Source organism: Mucilaginibacter aureus (assembly GCF_053514885.1).
Genome location: NZ_CP170601.1, coordinates 3,777,327 through 3,794,949, shown reverse-complemented (window position 1 = coordinate 3,794,949; position 17,623 = coordinate 3,777,327). Strand labels below are relative to the sequence as shown.

Genomic DNA, 17,623 nt, shown 5'->3' with positions numbered 1-17,623 from the left:
TAAATGTATTTATAGGCTACAGTTTGGCAAAAACATGTTTCAAACTATCGCTTTTTAATATTTCTTTCCCATCGGCATAAATATGCATGCCTTTGCCTTTGTGGTATTTTGTACCGGTTTTATCCCACAGAATGGTAATGTTTTTTCCGTGATATAAAACTTTATCCAGGCAAAACCAGGCCCATTCGCTTTGCGTGATGATCGGGTAAACTTCCAGTGTATTGTCTAACCTTGGCTTTATGCCGATCAGATCGTTGATCACCAGGTCGGCAAAACCTGAGTGGTTATAAAACGTACTGCGCGGGTTATCGCCTTTTAACCAGTAACCTGTCTTTTCATCCTGGTACTCGCCAACGTAAGGCCTGCCGTACATTTGCTGGCTCCAGGCGTATTTGTGCAACGCATCATAAAATACTTTGCCGGTCATTTTACCATGATTGGTATAATTGGTGAGCAGGTTTGCCAGGCCTTTCAAATCCTGCGTGGTAGCGTAGGGCCAAACAGCTCCATCCCATTCACATTTACCGGTACCATGGGTGCGAAATTTAGGGTGGCGCCTTTCGGCGGTGGTTAAACCCCATGGCGCATTAAAGCCCGTAGTGTCCGTTAACTGATCCCAGGCTTTGGCATATTTTGGCGCATCATCCGGCAAATTAAAATACCAGGGGATAAAACCAATAGCTTCCCTTGCATCCGAAAACTGGCCGGTGGTTAGTTTAACTTCAAAAAACGAAGCGGCGTCATCCCAAAGGTTATTTTGCACCAAGGCCTTTAATTCTTTGGCTTTCGCCGAATATTTACTTTGTAGTGTATCATTGCCTGCCATGGCGGCCATCTGCGCCAGTGCTTTGGCGTTGCCGTACATATAGCTGTTTATAGTGGGCCGTATGTTTTTATCCTTACGCGATCCGCTTATCGATTCTTCCATGGCATCGCGTACATCAAACTGCCAAAACATGCCATTGGGCAATTGCTTTTCGGCTTCCCATTTTTGGTAATCGGTATTTAAGGCAGGCAGCAATTTTTGTATCCATGCCTTATTTGGATTAACCAGGTTACGCTGATAAACGGCATCGTCTATCCAACTACTAAAGTTATGTCCGTGCGGCTTGGGTAAACCCGGAACATCCAATAACCAAAACTTAATATAATCATTAATATATTCCGGATCGCGCAGCCAGCGCCCCTCGTTCACCTGGTGGCCAACAGCTGAGCTAATGGTATTATATTTACCTGCAAACTTTACCGGGGTAATAAACTCAGTAAAAACAAAGCCATCCGGAGTTTTTACCAGGTGCTTGCGAAAGCTCCACCAGCGGTAATAATACATGCGCTGTAAGATGGTGTCCGGACATTCAAATAATGGGATATTTTTAGAGAGCCACGTAAACGATTCGCTGTTGGGTACATAATTCTTTACCGCCTCGGTATCTATCGAATTAAAATAGGCCACATATTTTTTAAGCTGATCCGTACGCAATACGGTACCTGAGTTTTGCGCACGGCCAATACCCACTGACAGGATCAGCAACAAAAATGGAACAACACTTTTACTAACGCATTTTATCATTCTGAATAAAAACAAGCAATTTTGCAGAGGTATTTTATTATAACAGGGAAAGCAAAAGCCTTTTTAACAAGGTGATCTTTATCGCGATTTTCCCGGTTATCCAATACAATGCGGCGGTTAATTGATCTTAACAAAAGTATTTTACAAACCGCCAAGTTTTCTATATCATTTTCCCTATCTATTGTAGTATATTATCCTACATTAAACCATGTAAAGTAGATTTAAACAAAATACCTATAAAAATATCAGCAAAAAGATACAGAAATACTTTCAATCGTTAATGTTACAAGTTAGTAAATAGGCTGGCATGCGCCGGTAAGATCATACCACAAAACAAAAAATCCCTTAGAGATACTCTAAAGGATTTTAGTTGTATGATGTCAGTTAAATTATTTGCTCTTGTTAAACAGCTTGAGTTTCAAACCAAATTCAAAAGCACCCGAGCTGTAGCTGCTGATAGGGCCGGTTTCAAGGTTATAGTTAACACTCAGGCCAAAGGCTTTCTCTTCCCAGGCAAAACCCATCCCTACATTTTGGTTGCTGTGGTAAATGCCCTGCAGGCTTAAACCGGTACTGGCCATACTGAAGTTAACACCCGCGTCAAAAATATTATCATAACCTTTTACGCCTCTAAACATTACTTTTGGCTCAATTGCAAGGCTGTTGCCGGGTATTTGTATCTTATAGCTTGCAGCCGTCATAAAGGTAGTACGGTCAACATTGATGCGGTCGTCGTTATTACCAAAAACGGTTGCTTTCAGGTTCGGCACCACGCCTTCAATGGTTAGATTGTTGCTGGTGTACGATGCACCGAAATCGCCATCCACATAAGCTTTCAATTGGTTATAATCTGCTATCTGTACATCCCCTTGATCGCCGTTAACACTGCTGGTGCTGATAAAAGGATCATTGATACCTAATGATAAACCAAAGTTGAGTTTTTGATTATTACCGCCAATCGGCAAATGATAAGCATAGGTTGCCATCACACGGGTTTGCTGGATCAGTCCGGCTTTATCATTACTGATATTCAATCCCAAACCAACTTTATCAGTCGCGTGGTAATCGGCGGTAAGCGTTTGAGTTTTAGGTGTACCCGGAAACGAGCTCCATTGCTGGCGGTAACCCAGGTTAACGTTCAACCCCTGTTCCAAACCGGCCATTGATGGGTCGGCCAGGTAACGGTTTTGATAATAGCCTTGCTGAAAAGGGTTTAACTGCGCCTTGCTGGTTAATGTCAGTGTCAATAAACAAACTACAGTAAGGATTACTGCTGATGTGATGTTTTTAATATGATTGAGAATTTTCATCTGGATGCTTTTTAAATGGTTAGGTTACAAAAATTACCTGGTTCTTAATATGGTGATATAACCTTTGATAATAGGCGTTGAAATACCCAGGTCCACCGTGTAGTAATAAGTACCTTCGGCTAATGGCGCTCCTCTCAGTGTGCCTGTCCAGTCGTTGGTGTAACCATGTTTGGTGTAAACTACACGTCCGCCGCGATCATAAACCGTTACATTATTGTTTGGATACAGGTTGATATCCTTGATCACCCAGGCATCATTTATACCATCACCATTTGGCGACATGACATTGGTGGCTGAGATGCTACTCACCGCTGTTGCCCTGTAAACTTTAACCGTATAAGTATTTTTAGTTGTACCATCCTGCGCTGTAACCAATATGGTGATGGTAGTATTACCTACATTTAACGGGATAAATGTTGATGAGTTACCGCTGCCAACCTGTGTGCCATTAACCTGCAGGTTAGCCGCAGGGTCGCTTAAAGTTGGGGTAACGCTCAAACGATCTACAGTACTTGCTACCGTGTCAGTATAGGTTGTGGTTGCCGTTGCAAAAGCAGGCGACAATGAACCCACACTGATAGTGAGGAACGACAGGTTAGCATTATTACCCGGCGAAACAGTTAATGTACCTGCCACATAGGTAATGGTATAGTTTGCAGAAACTGCTCCCGATACCGTTATCGGATAGGTACCTGGTAAGGAGTTGGTTACTGCTGTTGTTGCAAATGTTGGTTGGGTAGTTAGGCTGGCCGCATTATCTGTACCGGCAAAACCTGTATAAGTTGCCGTTAACGTAGGATTGGCAGAACCGTATGCTTTGGTTTTGGCATCGGCAGTAATGGTTAATGCTGCACGTGTTACCGTTAATGAACCCGGAACGTATACAAAAGTATAATTAGAACTCACACCACCGGCTGGTGTTAAGGCATAAGTGCCAACGCCAGAGGTTGTAGTTGCCGTAGTAGACACTGTTGGTTGTGTAGTGAGGCTGGCGGCATTATCTGCACCTACAAAACCTGCATAAGTTACTGCAAACGCAGGGTTAGCAGTACCATAAACTTTAGTAGCGTTGGTGGCAGTAACCGTTAAGCTAACCGGTGTCACTGTTATGTTACCGGCTGCATAGCTTACGTTGTAATTGGCCGGCGTAAATGTACCGCCTGTTGCGGCGCTTGCTACTACAGCACCAGTGTAAGTACCTCCGCTTGCAGTTGCTGCTGAGCCTGTACCATAAGCAATGGTTACCGAACCGATAGTTTCGGAATTAGCCAGGCCCGTTGATGTGAATGCTGTTGAACCTGCTGCACCTGTTAAAGTAGCGCCGTAAACTTTATTGACATTGTTTGCTGTAATAACCAGGTTAGCCTTACCTACAACAATGTTTCCGTTGTTATAAGTGATATTGTAGTTACCTGCAGTGAATGTACCGCCTGTAGCCGCTGATGGGGTTACAGAACCTGTATAGGTATTAACCGCTGCTGTTGCTGCCGAACCCGTCCCATAGGCTACGGTTACGCTGCCGATAGTTTCTGAATTAACTAAACCAGTTGAAGTAAATGCTGTCGATCCTGCTGCGCCGGTTAAGGTTGCACCGTATACTTTATTGACATCGGTAGCTGTGATGGATAAATTAGCTTTACCTACAACAATGTTGCCGCTATTATAAGTGATATTGTAATTGCTTGTCGCGAATGTACCACCCGTAGCAGCTGATGGCGTTACAGAACCTGTATAGGTATTTACTGCTGCGTTAGCTGCTGCACCTGTGCCGTAAGCAAGGGTTACACTGCCAATAGTTTCTGAATTAGCCAGGCCTGTTGATGTAAAGGCTGTCGAACCGGATGCTCCGGTTAAGGCTGTTCCATAAGTTTTATTGGCGGTATTAGCGGTAATGGCCAGGTTAGCTTTACCCACAACTATATCACCAGCATTATAAGTGATATTGTAGTTACCAGGTGTAAATGTTCCGCCGGTTGCTACTGATGGTGTTACAGAACCGGTGTAAGTATTAACCGCTGCAGTTGCTGCCGCACCTGTACCGTAAGCAATGGTTACGCTGCCTACGGTCTCCGAGTTTTGCAGTGCCGATGTGGTAAATGCTGCTGAACCTGCCGCTCCTGTTAATGCGGTACCGTAAGTTTTGTTAGCAGTACTTGCTGTAATAGTTAATGCAGCCTTTGTAACTGTAATATCGTTATTGGTATAAGTGATAGAATAATTGCTTGTTAAAAAGCCATTGGCACCTGTTACACTGCCCGGCACTACTGTGCCTGTATAAGTGTTAACACCATCTGTAGCTGCCGCACCCGTGCCATAAGTAATGGTTACATCACTAATGGTTTCGCCATTTTTCAATGTCCCGGTAAGGGTATATAATGTTGATGATACCGTATTGCTTAATGTTTGTCCATAAGTTTTAGAGGCAGCCTTAGCTGTGATGGTTATTGCTGCCGGGCCTACCGTACTTGCTGTGGTGGCTACGTTTGCATTTACAGCATTTGTACTTGAAAGGACCACATTACCCGAATAAATGTTAGCTGCCACGGTAGCTAACAAACGGATATAAACCGGTGTAGATGCTATCGTACCTGCTGCTCCTACCGTAACAGTGCTGCTAAATGTTACATTATCAGTACTTACTTCAAATCCTGCCGGCGGGGTAACCAATATGCCGGCCGCCATGTTAACTCCGGATACATTGAATGTGCCCGATGCTGATGCCGTACCGTAAGTAGCTGTTAATGCAGATAGAGTTCCGGTTGTACCTATTGTTGGAGTTGGTGCCGATGATACGATAATATCTCCTGCAGTGTACGTAATACTATAATTGCTTGCCGTAAATGTACCACCGGTTGCTGCTGATGGTACTACAGAACCGGTATATGTTGCAGCCGGCGCGCCCGCGGCAGAGCCTGTGCCATAAGTAATAGTTACCGAGCCAATAGTTTCCGAATTTTTTAGACCCGAGGATGTAAACGACGTAGAGTTAGGTCCGCCTGTTATAGCTGTACCAACGGTTTTAGTAACATTGTTTGCCGTAATAGTTAATGGCGCAGCACTAATCGTACTGCTTACTGTAGCTACGTTAACCGCATTGGCACCGCTGCTGGTTAATACTACATTGCCCGAATAGCTGTTTAATGCATTGTTTGCAGCCAGCCTGATATATACGGGGGTTGATGCTACCGTACCCGCGGCGCCTACAGTAACTGTACCTGTAAAGGCTATACCGTCGGTACTTACTTCAAAACCGGCTGGCGGGGTAACTAATACACCAGCTGTTAAATTGGTACCCGAAACGCTGAATGTACCATTAGACGATGCAGAACCATAAGTTGTGTTTAATGCCGATAAAGTGCCGGTAGTGCCAATGGCAGGCTGTGGGGTAACTGTTATATTAACAGTTGTGCTGGTACCGCCTGCGCTGTTAAATCCGGTAACGGTATAATTTGTAGCGACGCTTGCCGCTGTTGGGGTGCCACTAATGGCACCTGTTGTGCCATCCATACTTAAACCCGCAGGCAAAGCCGGAGTGATGTAATAGCCACCTGTACGTGCTACTTTTTTTACCGATCCGCCATTTATTGCGTCTGCAACATAAGCATTGCCTGTGGCATCAATCACTATGCCACCCGGGGTTGTAAAGCCCGAAGATAATAATGTCGGTGTAATAGTTCCTTGCGGTATCTCATTAACAGTATGAGCAGCAGCATTCGTGTAATAAAAGTTACCTGCTCCATCCAGCGTTAAACCAGTTAAACCCGGAGAAAGAGTAACAACATCAGTAACAGTATGAGTTGTCGCGTCTATTTTTTGCAATTTCCCGTTGCCCTGATTTGCTACATATAAATTTCCGGATGCATCAATAGTTAAACCAAATGGTGTACTAAAGCCTGAAGCAATAGTAGCAGGCGTATTTCCCCCCGAAAGTATTTCACTTACCAGGTTAGTGGCCTGATCAGCAACAAAGATATTTCCGGAGGCATCCAGCACCACGCCTGTAGGCTGAGTAAATACGCCGGCTCCTGTTATATCGGTTACTACTCCTCCTGGTGTTACTTTTTTGAGTTTGCCTGTGGTAACTTCGGTTACATACATGTTACCATTTACGTCCAATACTATTGCACCAAGTCCAGCAATACCTGAACCTATGGTTGTAAGACCAGTACCGTTCGCTGCCATTTTATAAACTGAAGATGCGCCTGCATCGGCAATATAGATATTTCCGGATGCGTCACGGGCAACGCCCAATGGTTGTGCAAAGGCAGTGCCTACAGCATTAGTGCTAAAGGCCGGCGCCGCTACGTTAGCGCTTGTTGGCGTTAACGCTGTAATTGCCGTGTTTTGAAGATATGTTTGCGGTGTAGCGTAACTTACTGTTGGCGGGGCAATACCTATAGTTCCTGTTATTGCCAGATCATTAGCCGGTTGAGTTGGTTTGCCGAAAGCAAAAGTACCACCTGTAGCTGTAGCGCCATATGCATATAATCTAAAGGTAATGGCAGTACCCGAAGCAACATTTTGCAATGCAGATATCCCCGAAAGGACGATCTGTGTTTGCGGATCGCCGTTGGTGTTGGTAGATGTGTAACTTACAGGCGAGCCGATGTTGTTGAAGTTAGTACCATCAAGGCTGTATTGCCATTGATAAGCATTAGGCCCTGTGCTCGACCGGCGAAGATTAGCATCCAGGGTGCTTAATGAAACCGCTTTACCGGCATTGGCACCAATTGTAAACTGATAATATTTATTATTGGCAATGGCATCTGCAAGATCTCCGTTCATCGTAAAATTAGATGAACTGAACCCTCCTGCCAAACCGCTTGCTGTTAACCCTGCCCCCCTGCTTAATGTAGATGCAACAAGGTTAGCATCGCTGGTAGTAGTGGCATGTGTTGCATTGGTGTTTGATGCATCCGGGCCAAAATCCCAGGCTAAAATAGGTAAAGGCGTTACTGTACTGCTCACCGTTGCCACATTAACAGTAGTGGCACCACTACTTGTCAACACCACATTGCCAGAATAAGTATTTGCTGCATCGGCTGCTGCCAAACGTACAAATACAGTTGTGGATGCTATTGTACCTGCTGCGCCAACAGTTATGCTATTGGCAAAGCCCGATGTGCTAACTGTACTTACTTCAAAGCCTGACGGGGCCGTTACCAATATACCTTCAGTCATGTTTGCACCACTCACGCTAAAGCTGGTATTTGGTGATGCAGTACCTGATGCTGTTATTAACAAGGTTAATGTACCAGTTGTACCTATTGCAGGCGCTGGTGGAGCGGTAGTTGTGGCGTTAAGCGTTGAAAAGGCTGCCTGTAGATTAGGCGTACCAGCCGCATCCTGCGAAACCACGTAAATATTATAAGCTGTTGAAGCCGTTAAACCGGTAATGGTTTTAGTTGCATCAGTATTAGCTGTCGGTACTGAAAAAGAACCCGATGCAGTAGCCGTGTTACCGTTACCATCCTGCCCTGCTTTTACCTGGGCAACAGTTGTTGGCGCTGTGCCGCTGGTGGGTATAACCACGTAATAAGTGGTTCCGGTTTCATTTAAATTACTAACAACATCAACAGTTGTACTGGTAACATTGTTGGCTTTTGGATAATTGGTTGCGTTAACCGGCGGAGTAACATCGGCAGTGGTGCTGATGCTTAAAGTAGAAAATGCAGTTTGCAAGTTCGGTATCCCATCTTCTGACACGACATATACCTTATATGCTGTTGAGGCTGTTAAACCGCTTACAGTTTTTGTCGCATCGGCATTAGCGGTTGCTACTGCGAACGAACCCGATAAAGTTACAGCGTTACCATTACCATCCTGCCCGGCTTTTACCTGTGCCGATGTAGTGGGCGCCGTACCTGTGGTTGGCAGTACTACATAATAGGTTGTACCAATTTCATTAAGATTACTTACAACATCGATAGATGATGGCGTGGCATTATTAGCTTTTGGATAATTAGTTGCGTTAACCGGAGGGGTTACATCGGCAGGCGGAGCTGACGTGGTTATTGGAAGCGTTGTAAAAGATGTTTGCACGTTAGGAGTGCCTGCTGCATCTTTTGATACGACATAAATTTTATAAGCTGTTGAAGCCGTTAAACCGGTGATGGTTGCCGAAGCATCGGTATTTGCTGTTACCGCAAATGAGCCTGATTTTAATGCTGCAGCTCCTGTGCCATCCTGCCCCGCCATAATTTGGGTTATGGTTGGAGCTGCGGTAGCCGCAGGACTCAATACGTAATAAGTTGTGCCGGCCTCGTCGAGGTTACTTACCACATCAACCGATGTACTGGCAAGATTGGCTGTTTTAGGATAAGTACTTGTATTAGATGGCGGTGTAACATCAGCAGCGGCAGTTGTAGTACCGGTAAAATTAATATCATCAACACTAAAGGCGCCACTGGTACCATTAGATGCATTAAATGGATAGATCCGGAAAGTAATGGCACTGCTTAACCCTGCAAAGCTGGCGCCGAGTGTGATGCCACTGCCGACTTGCTTTGCCGAGGTATTAGAATTACTAAATACACCGCTCGTTACTGTAAGATTAGCATTAGATGTTACGGTACCTGGTAAATCGGCTGCAAAGTTATCCAGACTGCTGCGAACGCTGTATTTGGCACATCCTGTGGATGAACGCTGAACGGCAAACGTAAGCGAAGAAAGTGTAAATGTATATCCCGAAGTGGGGGTAAGTGTTACTGAATAATATTTTGTTACATCAATAGTTGTACTCGTGCCCCAGGTATTACCTGCAAATCGTCCGGCACCGGCAGATGCAGCTCCCCCGGTAAGCGTAGCAGTGCCCAATGTCAGATTATTTACCGATGGCGGCGGAGTGCCGTCGGTATTTGAAGTACCTGACGCCCCATTAAAATCATAATTAGCTAAAAAGTTTGATCCGGTGAGTGTGGTTGTACTTATGGCAGTTGTGTAGGCGCTACTGCCTGAACTGTTTACCGTTTTTACCCTGAAATAATAGGTTGTTCCGGCAGTTAAACCAGTTACGTTTACCCCGGTACTAGTGGTAGTAGCACTATTATATGCAACCAAAATATTGGTAAATGCGTTATCCGTGGCAACGTCATAGGTGTAATTGGTTACCGAGCCTGTTGCAGCTGACCAGTCTGCACTAAAACTTGTGGAAGTAATACCTGCTATAGCAGGAAAGGTAGGTGCTGTTTGAGCCAATAAAGAAACTGGCAGCAATAACAGAAAGACATAAAATAAGCAAAGTAGATGTTTTTTCATTTACAGTGAATTAAAAGGTAACAGTAGTTATATTAGATTATGAACGTTTTTTTTGAAACCAATGAGCAATATCCTACGTATACAAGCATGATGCAATTAGATTACAACTCAATAGCAGCCTGCTAATGTAGTCAGTAAGAACGCTTTAAATATTAACTTAATGTTAATTCTTAAAATTTGTATCGGCTTTTAAAACACGATCGGCCTACAAAAGCATTTGCTTATGCGGCCATCAAAATAGTATGTTTTAGACTTTTATAAAAAGCCACATCATAGATACAATAGCAGGTATTGCAATGTTATAATGTTTCAGGCAGGCTCCCTCTCAACATCCGACCGACTACCGTTACTTTTTTATTTTAAAAAAGACTTAACGGTGTCCTTTGCATTAAAACGATGCTCAATATAACAACTTTTTTTGATTAATTCAAATAAAAAGCAATTAATTTCAGAAACTAAGTGTATAAACTGCACTTTTTGCAGTTTATACACTTAGTCACCTCATACTAAAGGAGTTAATAACTTTGTATTAGATCTTTACGCGTACCGCTTTCCCCTGGTATTTTATTACCTTATCGGTGCCTGTAGTGGCATTGATATCTGTGCCATGTGCATTACCTACCACCACCACATTAAAAACACGTTGTTTTAACATGCCGGCAAATTTCCCCCGGGTATCAGATATGCTGAGTGTTCTGTCCTTATCATTCCAGTTTAAGGTAAAAGTTGCATAGGCACCGTGCTCATAATTATAGTTATCATTTTCGTCTTCGTAAAATTTAAAGCTACCGTTGGCACCGGGATAAATGCGTAATTCAATTAGCGCACCCGTTTTCTGAGTGGCATATTCAATATCAGGTCCCATCGGTATGATCGATCCTGCCTTTACATACAGCGGCAATGTTTCCATCGGCACATCGGCATCAATTGTTTGGCCACCTGCAACAGGCTCACCGGTCCAAAAATTAAACCATTTTGCTTTCGGCAGATATACTTTTCTTGTTTTTATACCACGGGCAGCATTTGCACCTGTATATAGCTGATCGGTTACCGGGCTAACCATAAAAGCCGGGCCGAACATATACTGATCAGAAATACTGTACACGTTGGCATCGTTCCTGAAATCAAAAGCCAAAGAACGCATCATGGTATAGTTTTCGGTAGTTACCCTGCCCGCCAACGAATAGATGTAAGGCATTAGCCGGTAACGCAGTTTATCGTACTTTAACAGGATCTGTTTTGTTTTAGCATCCCAATTATTTGAAAACAAGGCTCGTTCGCCTTTACCATGTATCCTGAACACCGGACAAAAGGCACCGAACTGAAACCAGCGGGTAAACAGCTCACGGTTTTCGGGCAGGGCCCAGTTTGGTGCCTGCCACTTTAAATGGTAACCACCAATATCCGATGTCCAATACGGAATGCCCGACGCGCAGGCATTAATGCCCTGCGGAACCTGGTCTTTAAATGCACGGAAGGTGCAGGTAATATCCGACGACCATAACGTAGTGGCATTGCGCTGCTGCCCGGCAAATGCCTGTCGCACTAAAAAGAAAGCGCGTTTCTTTTTGATGTCGTTTCTCCAGCCTTTGTATAAACCCTTGGTATGTTCGAGCGAATAGGTGTTAAAATAATCAATTCCCTTCCCTACCGAAAAATTGCTTTGCCTGCGGGCATCCAGCAAGGCGCCATTATCTGGCTCGCACTGGTCAACCCACCAGGCGTCCCAGCCATAGCGGGCAATCAAACTGTCTTTAGCCTGTTTCCAATACAGATCTCTTGCCAGGGGATTATGAGCATCGTAATAAGTATCAAAAGTATGAGTAACCACGTTATCCCAGGTAATGTCGGTTAAAAACCCGTTAGCCTTAAGTGCATCAAAGTTTTTGGTACCGCTGCCAAATACCGGCCATATAGAGATCATAGCATGAATATTATCCTTATGCAACGCATTAACCATAGCCTTAGGGTTAGGGTACCTTTCGGGATTCATGATATGCGAGCCGATAGGCAGCGGATCCCAATAGTACCAATCCTGCACAATGGCATCAACCGGGATATGATTTTTACGATAGCCATCTTTTACCGTCAATACCTCATCTTCACTTTTATACCTATCCTGCGACTGGAACAAGCCAAAAGCCCATTTTGGGAACATAGGCGCTTTGCCGGTAGTGCTACGGTACAGATCAATAATATGATCAAAATCCGGCCCATAGAAAAAATAGTAGTCAACCTCGCGGCCGCTTTCGGATAGGTACTTAAAACGGGTATTATCACCTTCGGCGCCATAAAAGTTTGATGCAGAATAATTATCCCACAATAAACCGTACCCTTTGGTTGACAATAAAACAGGTATCGCCCCCGTCATATACTTAATAGCCAGATTTTGGTTGCGCCCTTTATAATTAATAGAGAGTGAGTCTTCGGGATGGCAGCCTAAACCAAACAATCCTTCATCGGCCGGCGAATTGAATTGTGTTTCGCAATTATAGGTATTGATGCCTGCTATAGTTGCTGTACGCATACCTTTATTAGCAGGCTTGTATTCTGAGCAAATAATGTTCCCTTTGATATCTGTATAAGTGATAGCATTACTCGCCTTATCAATCCGGATCTTTAATTTTGAAGTGGCGATGATGATGTCATGATCGTTCTCAGTAACTACGAACGCAGTTTTTTGTGACCAGGTATTGTTTACCACCAATGACTTCGTTACCGAAAAGGCATTTAAAATGGTATAACTTACCTGGATAATATCTGCCTTGCGGATAGATATCCGCATTAAACCTTTATCAAGTTTAAAAATAACACCATCGGCATTTTTTGTAAACGACTTTACTGCACCACTTACATGGGCGGTAGCTATCAGAAAAAAAATAATTACTGAACAGAAGAGTGTTTTTTTAGGCATAGGTTTTTTTAATTGGCGTTAATAAAAATATGCATTTTGAGTTTATAAAACCCAAACAATTTCACTCTTTTTCAAATGGATACATTAAAAAATGTATTTTTAGATGCGCATTCCATATATCCATTTAAACCGATGAAAGCTGAGTCTATTTCTAAGACCACAAACCAATCATCATCCCAGGCGGTAGCCCATCAAGCCTCAAAAGGGCGTGCTATGCCTGCGGTGCCGGTTTTACAGCAAAAACCGGCTAATGATCAAGTTGACACCGGGATATCAACTGAGTGTAATACGGCAGCATCAGCACCTGTTTCTTATAATCCGGCACATAGCACTACCGGCATTACTGCTCCTGTACAAGCCCGGTTTATGCCTCCACCTATTGCACAATTAGTTAGTGTAGATGGCCTATTGGCTGCTGCTGATGTAACGGGCCTCAGCAATGAGTTGAGAAGAACTTTCATGAGAGCGTATTACGAAGGACACGGTGTATTGCAACCTAATGGCGATACCCATATCACTATCGACCTCCGAACGATGACCTTGTCGCCGGCTGACCTGGCGGGGCATTTAACCGCGGCAGAGTTAGCTGCGGTAAGAAACCGCTTAGATGCTATCGAACTCACTGCAAACCAGGATCGGGAGGGTATGTTGTCTATTGGAAATGGTGTGGACAAGATGCCTCGTGCCTCAGAAATCAAACCGGCTTCCTATCAAAGCACCGTTAATAACCTGGCAGACACCCGTAGGATAAAAGCACGTATTGACCGGGACATACTCAGAGGGGGGCCTTTTCTTTCAGCTATTCAAGCCGAATTGACTCCCCTTAATGCCGCTTTGGCTACCGACCACCCTTATGCCACGGCTATTGCGGCCAGAAAAAGTGATTGGGAGCCCGTATTTGCCAACTTTTATAGCAAGATTAAAGTACTAAATGCCGAAGACCAGGTAGACGATGACAGAACCGCGTTTTCAACTTCGGCCTTTGATGTTAATGCATCTTTAGGTCCCGCGCGCACTGCTCTTCAAACCAGACTCGATGCCTTACGGGATGATACGATAGAGACCGCCAATCAGGAAGGTCATGACGATGATGCGGAGGCCCTTAGCGCTGATGGTAAGAAGAGTGCCAAAGCGATTTTTACCGATCTTTTTCAAAGCGGCATTATTACCGTGACTGCGGAATCTGTTTACCGGACCACCTCTGAAGCAGGCCAATGGGATTTTGCTGCAGAATGGCTGATGAATACTACAGACGCCAGGTGGGAGGATTTTACCAGTAAATGGGTGTTGCATGGTCACCTCCAGGCAAATGTACCCGCACATGGGCGACGAGGCGATAAACACGATTTTTCACGCGCAATATTCACAGCAAATGTTTTGCATGTCAAACCAATTGCTCACCGCCATGATACCGGCTGGTCGGAAACGGTTGGACCTTTTGATTTGAACTTGCTTGATTTGGCCAACATGAAAGAACTGGCACGACAAAAGTCCGTGATGTTCAACACGGTAGATCAGGAAGTGGCAGCCCAGTCGGGCCAATATTTCCCTGTATCGGTAAGCGCTGTTTCTTCAGGCGAAGCCTACCGTGCGAGCTTAGTTAATAAACTTCAAACCAATATTAATCTCCACAGGGAACGTAATGCTGCCGAAACAGAAGCGGTAACCGAACTTGACAAAACAACCAGGCCGATGGCTGTAGAAAGCCGCACGGCACTCATCCAGGCTAACCAGGATTTTGTTAGCCAAAGAATAGGCGGCAAAGGAAAAAATAACTGGCTCAAAAAAAACCTGATCAAAAAAGTATGTCCTCCGTTAACACTTATACAAACCACAGTGGATAATTTTCTGTCGAACGATGCCCCCGCCCGAAGAAAAAAACCTCATTATCGCAAGATGGTATTAGAAAGAGCTAAAGAACAGGCCGCAGAGCAGGTAAGCCGGTTTGAAGAGGCCAAAACTGAGTTAGATACTCTTGACGAATAAAAGAAAAATCTCCCACCTTATTTGCATTCAAATCCCTGACGGTCACAGCCGTTTGCGCGTCAATAAATACTAATTTTTTTAGTATTTATTGAATTTCTTTTTACATTTGCTTCGATGTTAAACAATATTGATTCCGGACAAGAAGCGAAAGCCTGGTTGAAGCGTATAAATGGCTCAGGTGAGATTGTGCGGATAGTTTTCGAAATTGAAGGCACAATACGCTGTTACCAATTATATGCAGCTTATGAGCGTGAATATTATGGGCGCATCCTTTTTGATGTGCAAAATTATTGGATCTATGATGGCAGTATTCTGAATATTGATGAGCAGGAACATCTGGCTAAATTTATAATTAAATGGAACAATTAAAACGCCATTCAATATTTGTGATAAGGAAGCGATCACTCTCTGTAACATCCTGTAATTCCTTATCTTTAAACCGATGCAACTGAAGCCCTTTCACGAACTCATCCTCCGCTTTATTGAACAAACCAACCGGCCGATATTCCTGACCGGGAAAGCAGGAACAGGAAAAACTACTTTTCTCCGTCATATCAAATCCGTTGTCAGCAAAAATTTAGCAATTGTTGCCCCTACCGCTGTAGCCGCCATTAACGCGGGCGGCGTTACCATCCATTCTTTTTTTCAGGTACCTTTTGGCCCGCAGGTGCCTGCCGGTAATTTTGAATTCAGGCAGATCAGCCAGGAAAAAGACAAACTGTTAAAATGCCTCGACTTACTGATCATTGATGAGATCAGTATGGTAAGGGCAGATACGCTGGATTATATCGACAGTGTTTTGCGGCAGGTTAAAGGTTCATCCCGACCATTTGGTGGTGTACAATTGCTAATGATCGGCGATCTTTACCAGTTACCCCCTGTTTACGAAAAGGATTGGCCGGTATTACAGCGTTTTTATAAGGGCCCATATTTTTTTCATAGCATGGCCTTTCAGCAATTCCCGGTGCTCACCTTTGAGTTGACCCAGGTTTACCGGCAAAAGGACCCTGTATTTGTTGATATCCTGAACCATATTCGCGATGGTTATGCCGATAATGATATGCTTGGCCAACTCAATGCCCACTATCAGCCCCATTTGAATGCCAATAATTTAAAGGATTATGTAACCCTGTCTACACACAACAAACTGGTAGACGAGTTTAACCAGTTGCGGCTGGCCGAACTGGGGGGCGAGGTTTATACTTTTAAAGCTAACATCACCGGTGATTTTCCGAAAGAAGGTTACCCGGCCGAAGAGCAGCTGGTATTAAAGGTCGGTGCACAGGTTATGTTCATCAAAAACGACAGTTCGGGCAAAAAACAATATTATAATGGCCGTACAGGCCGCATCGTCGCCCTATCTCCCACCAGTATCCGGCTCAGTTTCCTGGACGATGGGACTGAATTTGATGTTGCACCCGAAACCTGGAACAACGTAAAATATGCACTGGCCGAAGGTGAACAAAAAGTTAACGAGGCCAATAACGGGAGTTTTAGCCAATATCCTTTACGCCTTGCCTGGGCTATCACCATCCACAAAAGCCAGGGCCTTACTTTTGATAAAGTGGTTATTGATATCGACGCGGCCTTTGCTTTTGGGCAAGCTTATGTGGCGCTAAGCCGCTGCCGGAGCCTGGAAGGAATAATTCTTAAAGCACCTGTACGCGCCGAAAATGTTCGTACCGATCCAGAGATCGTACGTTTTATGCAACAGGCCGCTGCAAAAGTGCCCGACGAGCTTTTATTACAACAAACTATCAGGGAGATGGAGATCGAAATATGGAAGGACCTTTTCGACTTTTCCGTATTAAGTAACGCCTGGCAGCAATATAAAAGGGAAAGCATAAACCGTGAATCGACTGATAGTGCTTTAAGAACACATATCGGGCAAGCTGATCTGTTATTGCATAACGAAATCAAAACCGTCGGGGAACGTTTCGCCCGTAAGGAATTAGCTGCGTTAACCGGCAAGCATTATAATTGGACCGACGAGCCTTTAAAAACCCGCCTGCAAAATGCGGCGGCGTATTTTGCCCCTAAGCTAAACGTATTGAATACGGCTATTACCGGTTTCTACACTGCGCAAAAAAGCACTGATCTTCCTGCCGAATACTATGAAGCCATGAACTACCTCGCGATCAGCCTTAAATCTAAGACCGCGGCGTTTGTTCAATTATCCACGGCCACATCTATCCAAACCATTTTATCAAGCGCACAGCAAGCCGGGCTCGATCACCGGCCTATCCAAAAGAACTGGAACCCTAAAACAACAATTCCTGAAAAAGAGATCAACAACCCCCAATTGTACGATCAGCTGTTAGATTGGCGCATCAATGCCAGTAAAGAGCGTAAGGTTTTAGAATATGCACTCTTATCCGACAATATGCTCAGTGATATCACTACCAAACTGCCTCGTACTTTACAGGATCTGGCAGCCTTAAAGGGGTTCAGCCCTGTAAAAGCCAAAGATTTCGGAGATGATATCCTTAAATTGATCCGTACCTATTTAGGTGAAGGCGATTTATTCGGTTGAAGATATTAATACTGACGATAAAACACAGGATCTCAAAAAAATGAGATACCTGT

The 17,623-nt window shown here is 44.2% G+C and carries 7 protein-coding genes; 3 read left to right on the top strand and 4 right to left on the bottom strand.

All coding sequences use genetic code 11. From position 1 onward, the window contains the following. Positions 1-16 precede the first annotated feature (16 nt). The 4 genes from ACFGVR_RS16120 to ACFGVR_RS16105 form a co-directional block, all read right to left on the bottom strand. On the bottom strand, positions 17-1,570 hold the full coding sequence (locus ACFGVR_RS16120) for an MGH1-like glycoside hydrolase domain-containing protein (RefSeq protein ID WP_448698344.1): 1,554 nt from the start codon (positions 1,568-1,570) through the stop codon (positions 17-19). A 389-nt stretch (positions 1,571-1,959) separates the two neighbouring features. Beyond that, positions 1,960-2,880, bottom strand: coding sequence for a PorP/SprF family type IX secretion system membrane protein (locus tag ACFGVR_RS16115; RefSeq protein ID WP_448698343.1), 921 nt, complete (start codon positions 2,878-2,880; stop codon positions 1,960-1,962). Positions 2,881-2,913: 33 nt separating this feature from the next. After that, positions 2,914-10,137 (bottom strand): MBG domain-containing protein, encoded by a 7,224-nt coding sequence (locus ACFGVR_RS16110; RefSeq protein ID WP_448698342.1) that lies wholly within the window; start codon positions 10,135-10,137, stop codon positions 2,914-2,916. Positions 10,138-10,666: 529 nt separating this feature from the next. Continuing rightward, complete coding sequence (locus ACFGVR_RS16105; RefSeq protein ID WP_448698341.1) at positions 10,667-13,051, bottom strand: glycoside hydrolase family 31 protein; 2,385 nt, start codon at positions 13,049-13,051, stop codon at positions 10,667-10,669. Positions 13,052-13,183: 132 nt separating this feature from the next. Between ACFGVR_RS16105 and ACFGVR_RS16100 the strand changes: the two genes are divergently transcribed. The 3 genes from ACFGVR_RS16100 (at position 13,184) to ACFGVR_RS16090 (ending at position 17,570) form a co-directional block, all read left to right on the top strand. Beyond that, positions 13,184-15,037: a hypothetical protein gene (locus ACFGVR_RS16100; protein ID WP_448698340.1), complete on the top strand. Its 1,854-nt coding sequence runs from the start codon at positions 13,184-13,186 to the stop codon at positions 15,035-15,037. 114 nt (positions 15,038-15,151) lie between these two features. Beyond that, positions 15,152-15,406, top strand: a complete 255-nt coding sequence (locus ACFGVR_RS16095; RefSeq protein WP_448698339.1) for a hypothetical protein — start codon at positions 15,152-15,154, stop codon at positions 15,404-15,406. Between the two features lie 73 nt (positions 15,407-15,479). Next, positions 15,480-17,570: an HRDC domain-containing protein gene (locus tag ACFGVR_RS16090; RefSeq protein WP_448698338.1), complete on the top strand. Its 2,091-nt coding sequence runs from the start codon at positions 15,480-15,482 to the stop codon at positions 17,568-17,570. Positions 17,571-17,623 lie beyond the last annotated feature (53 nt).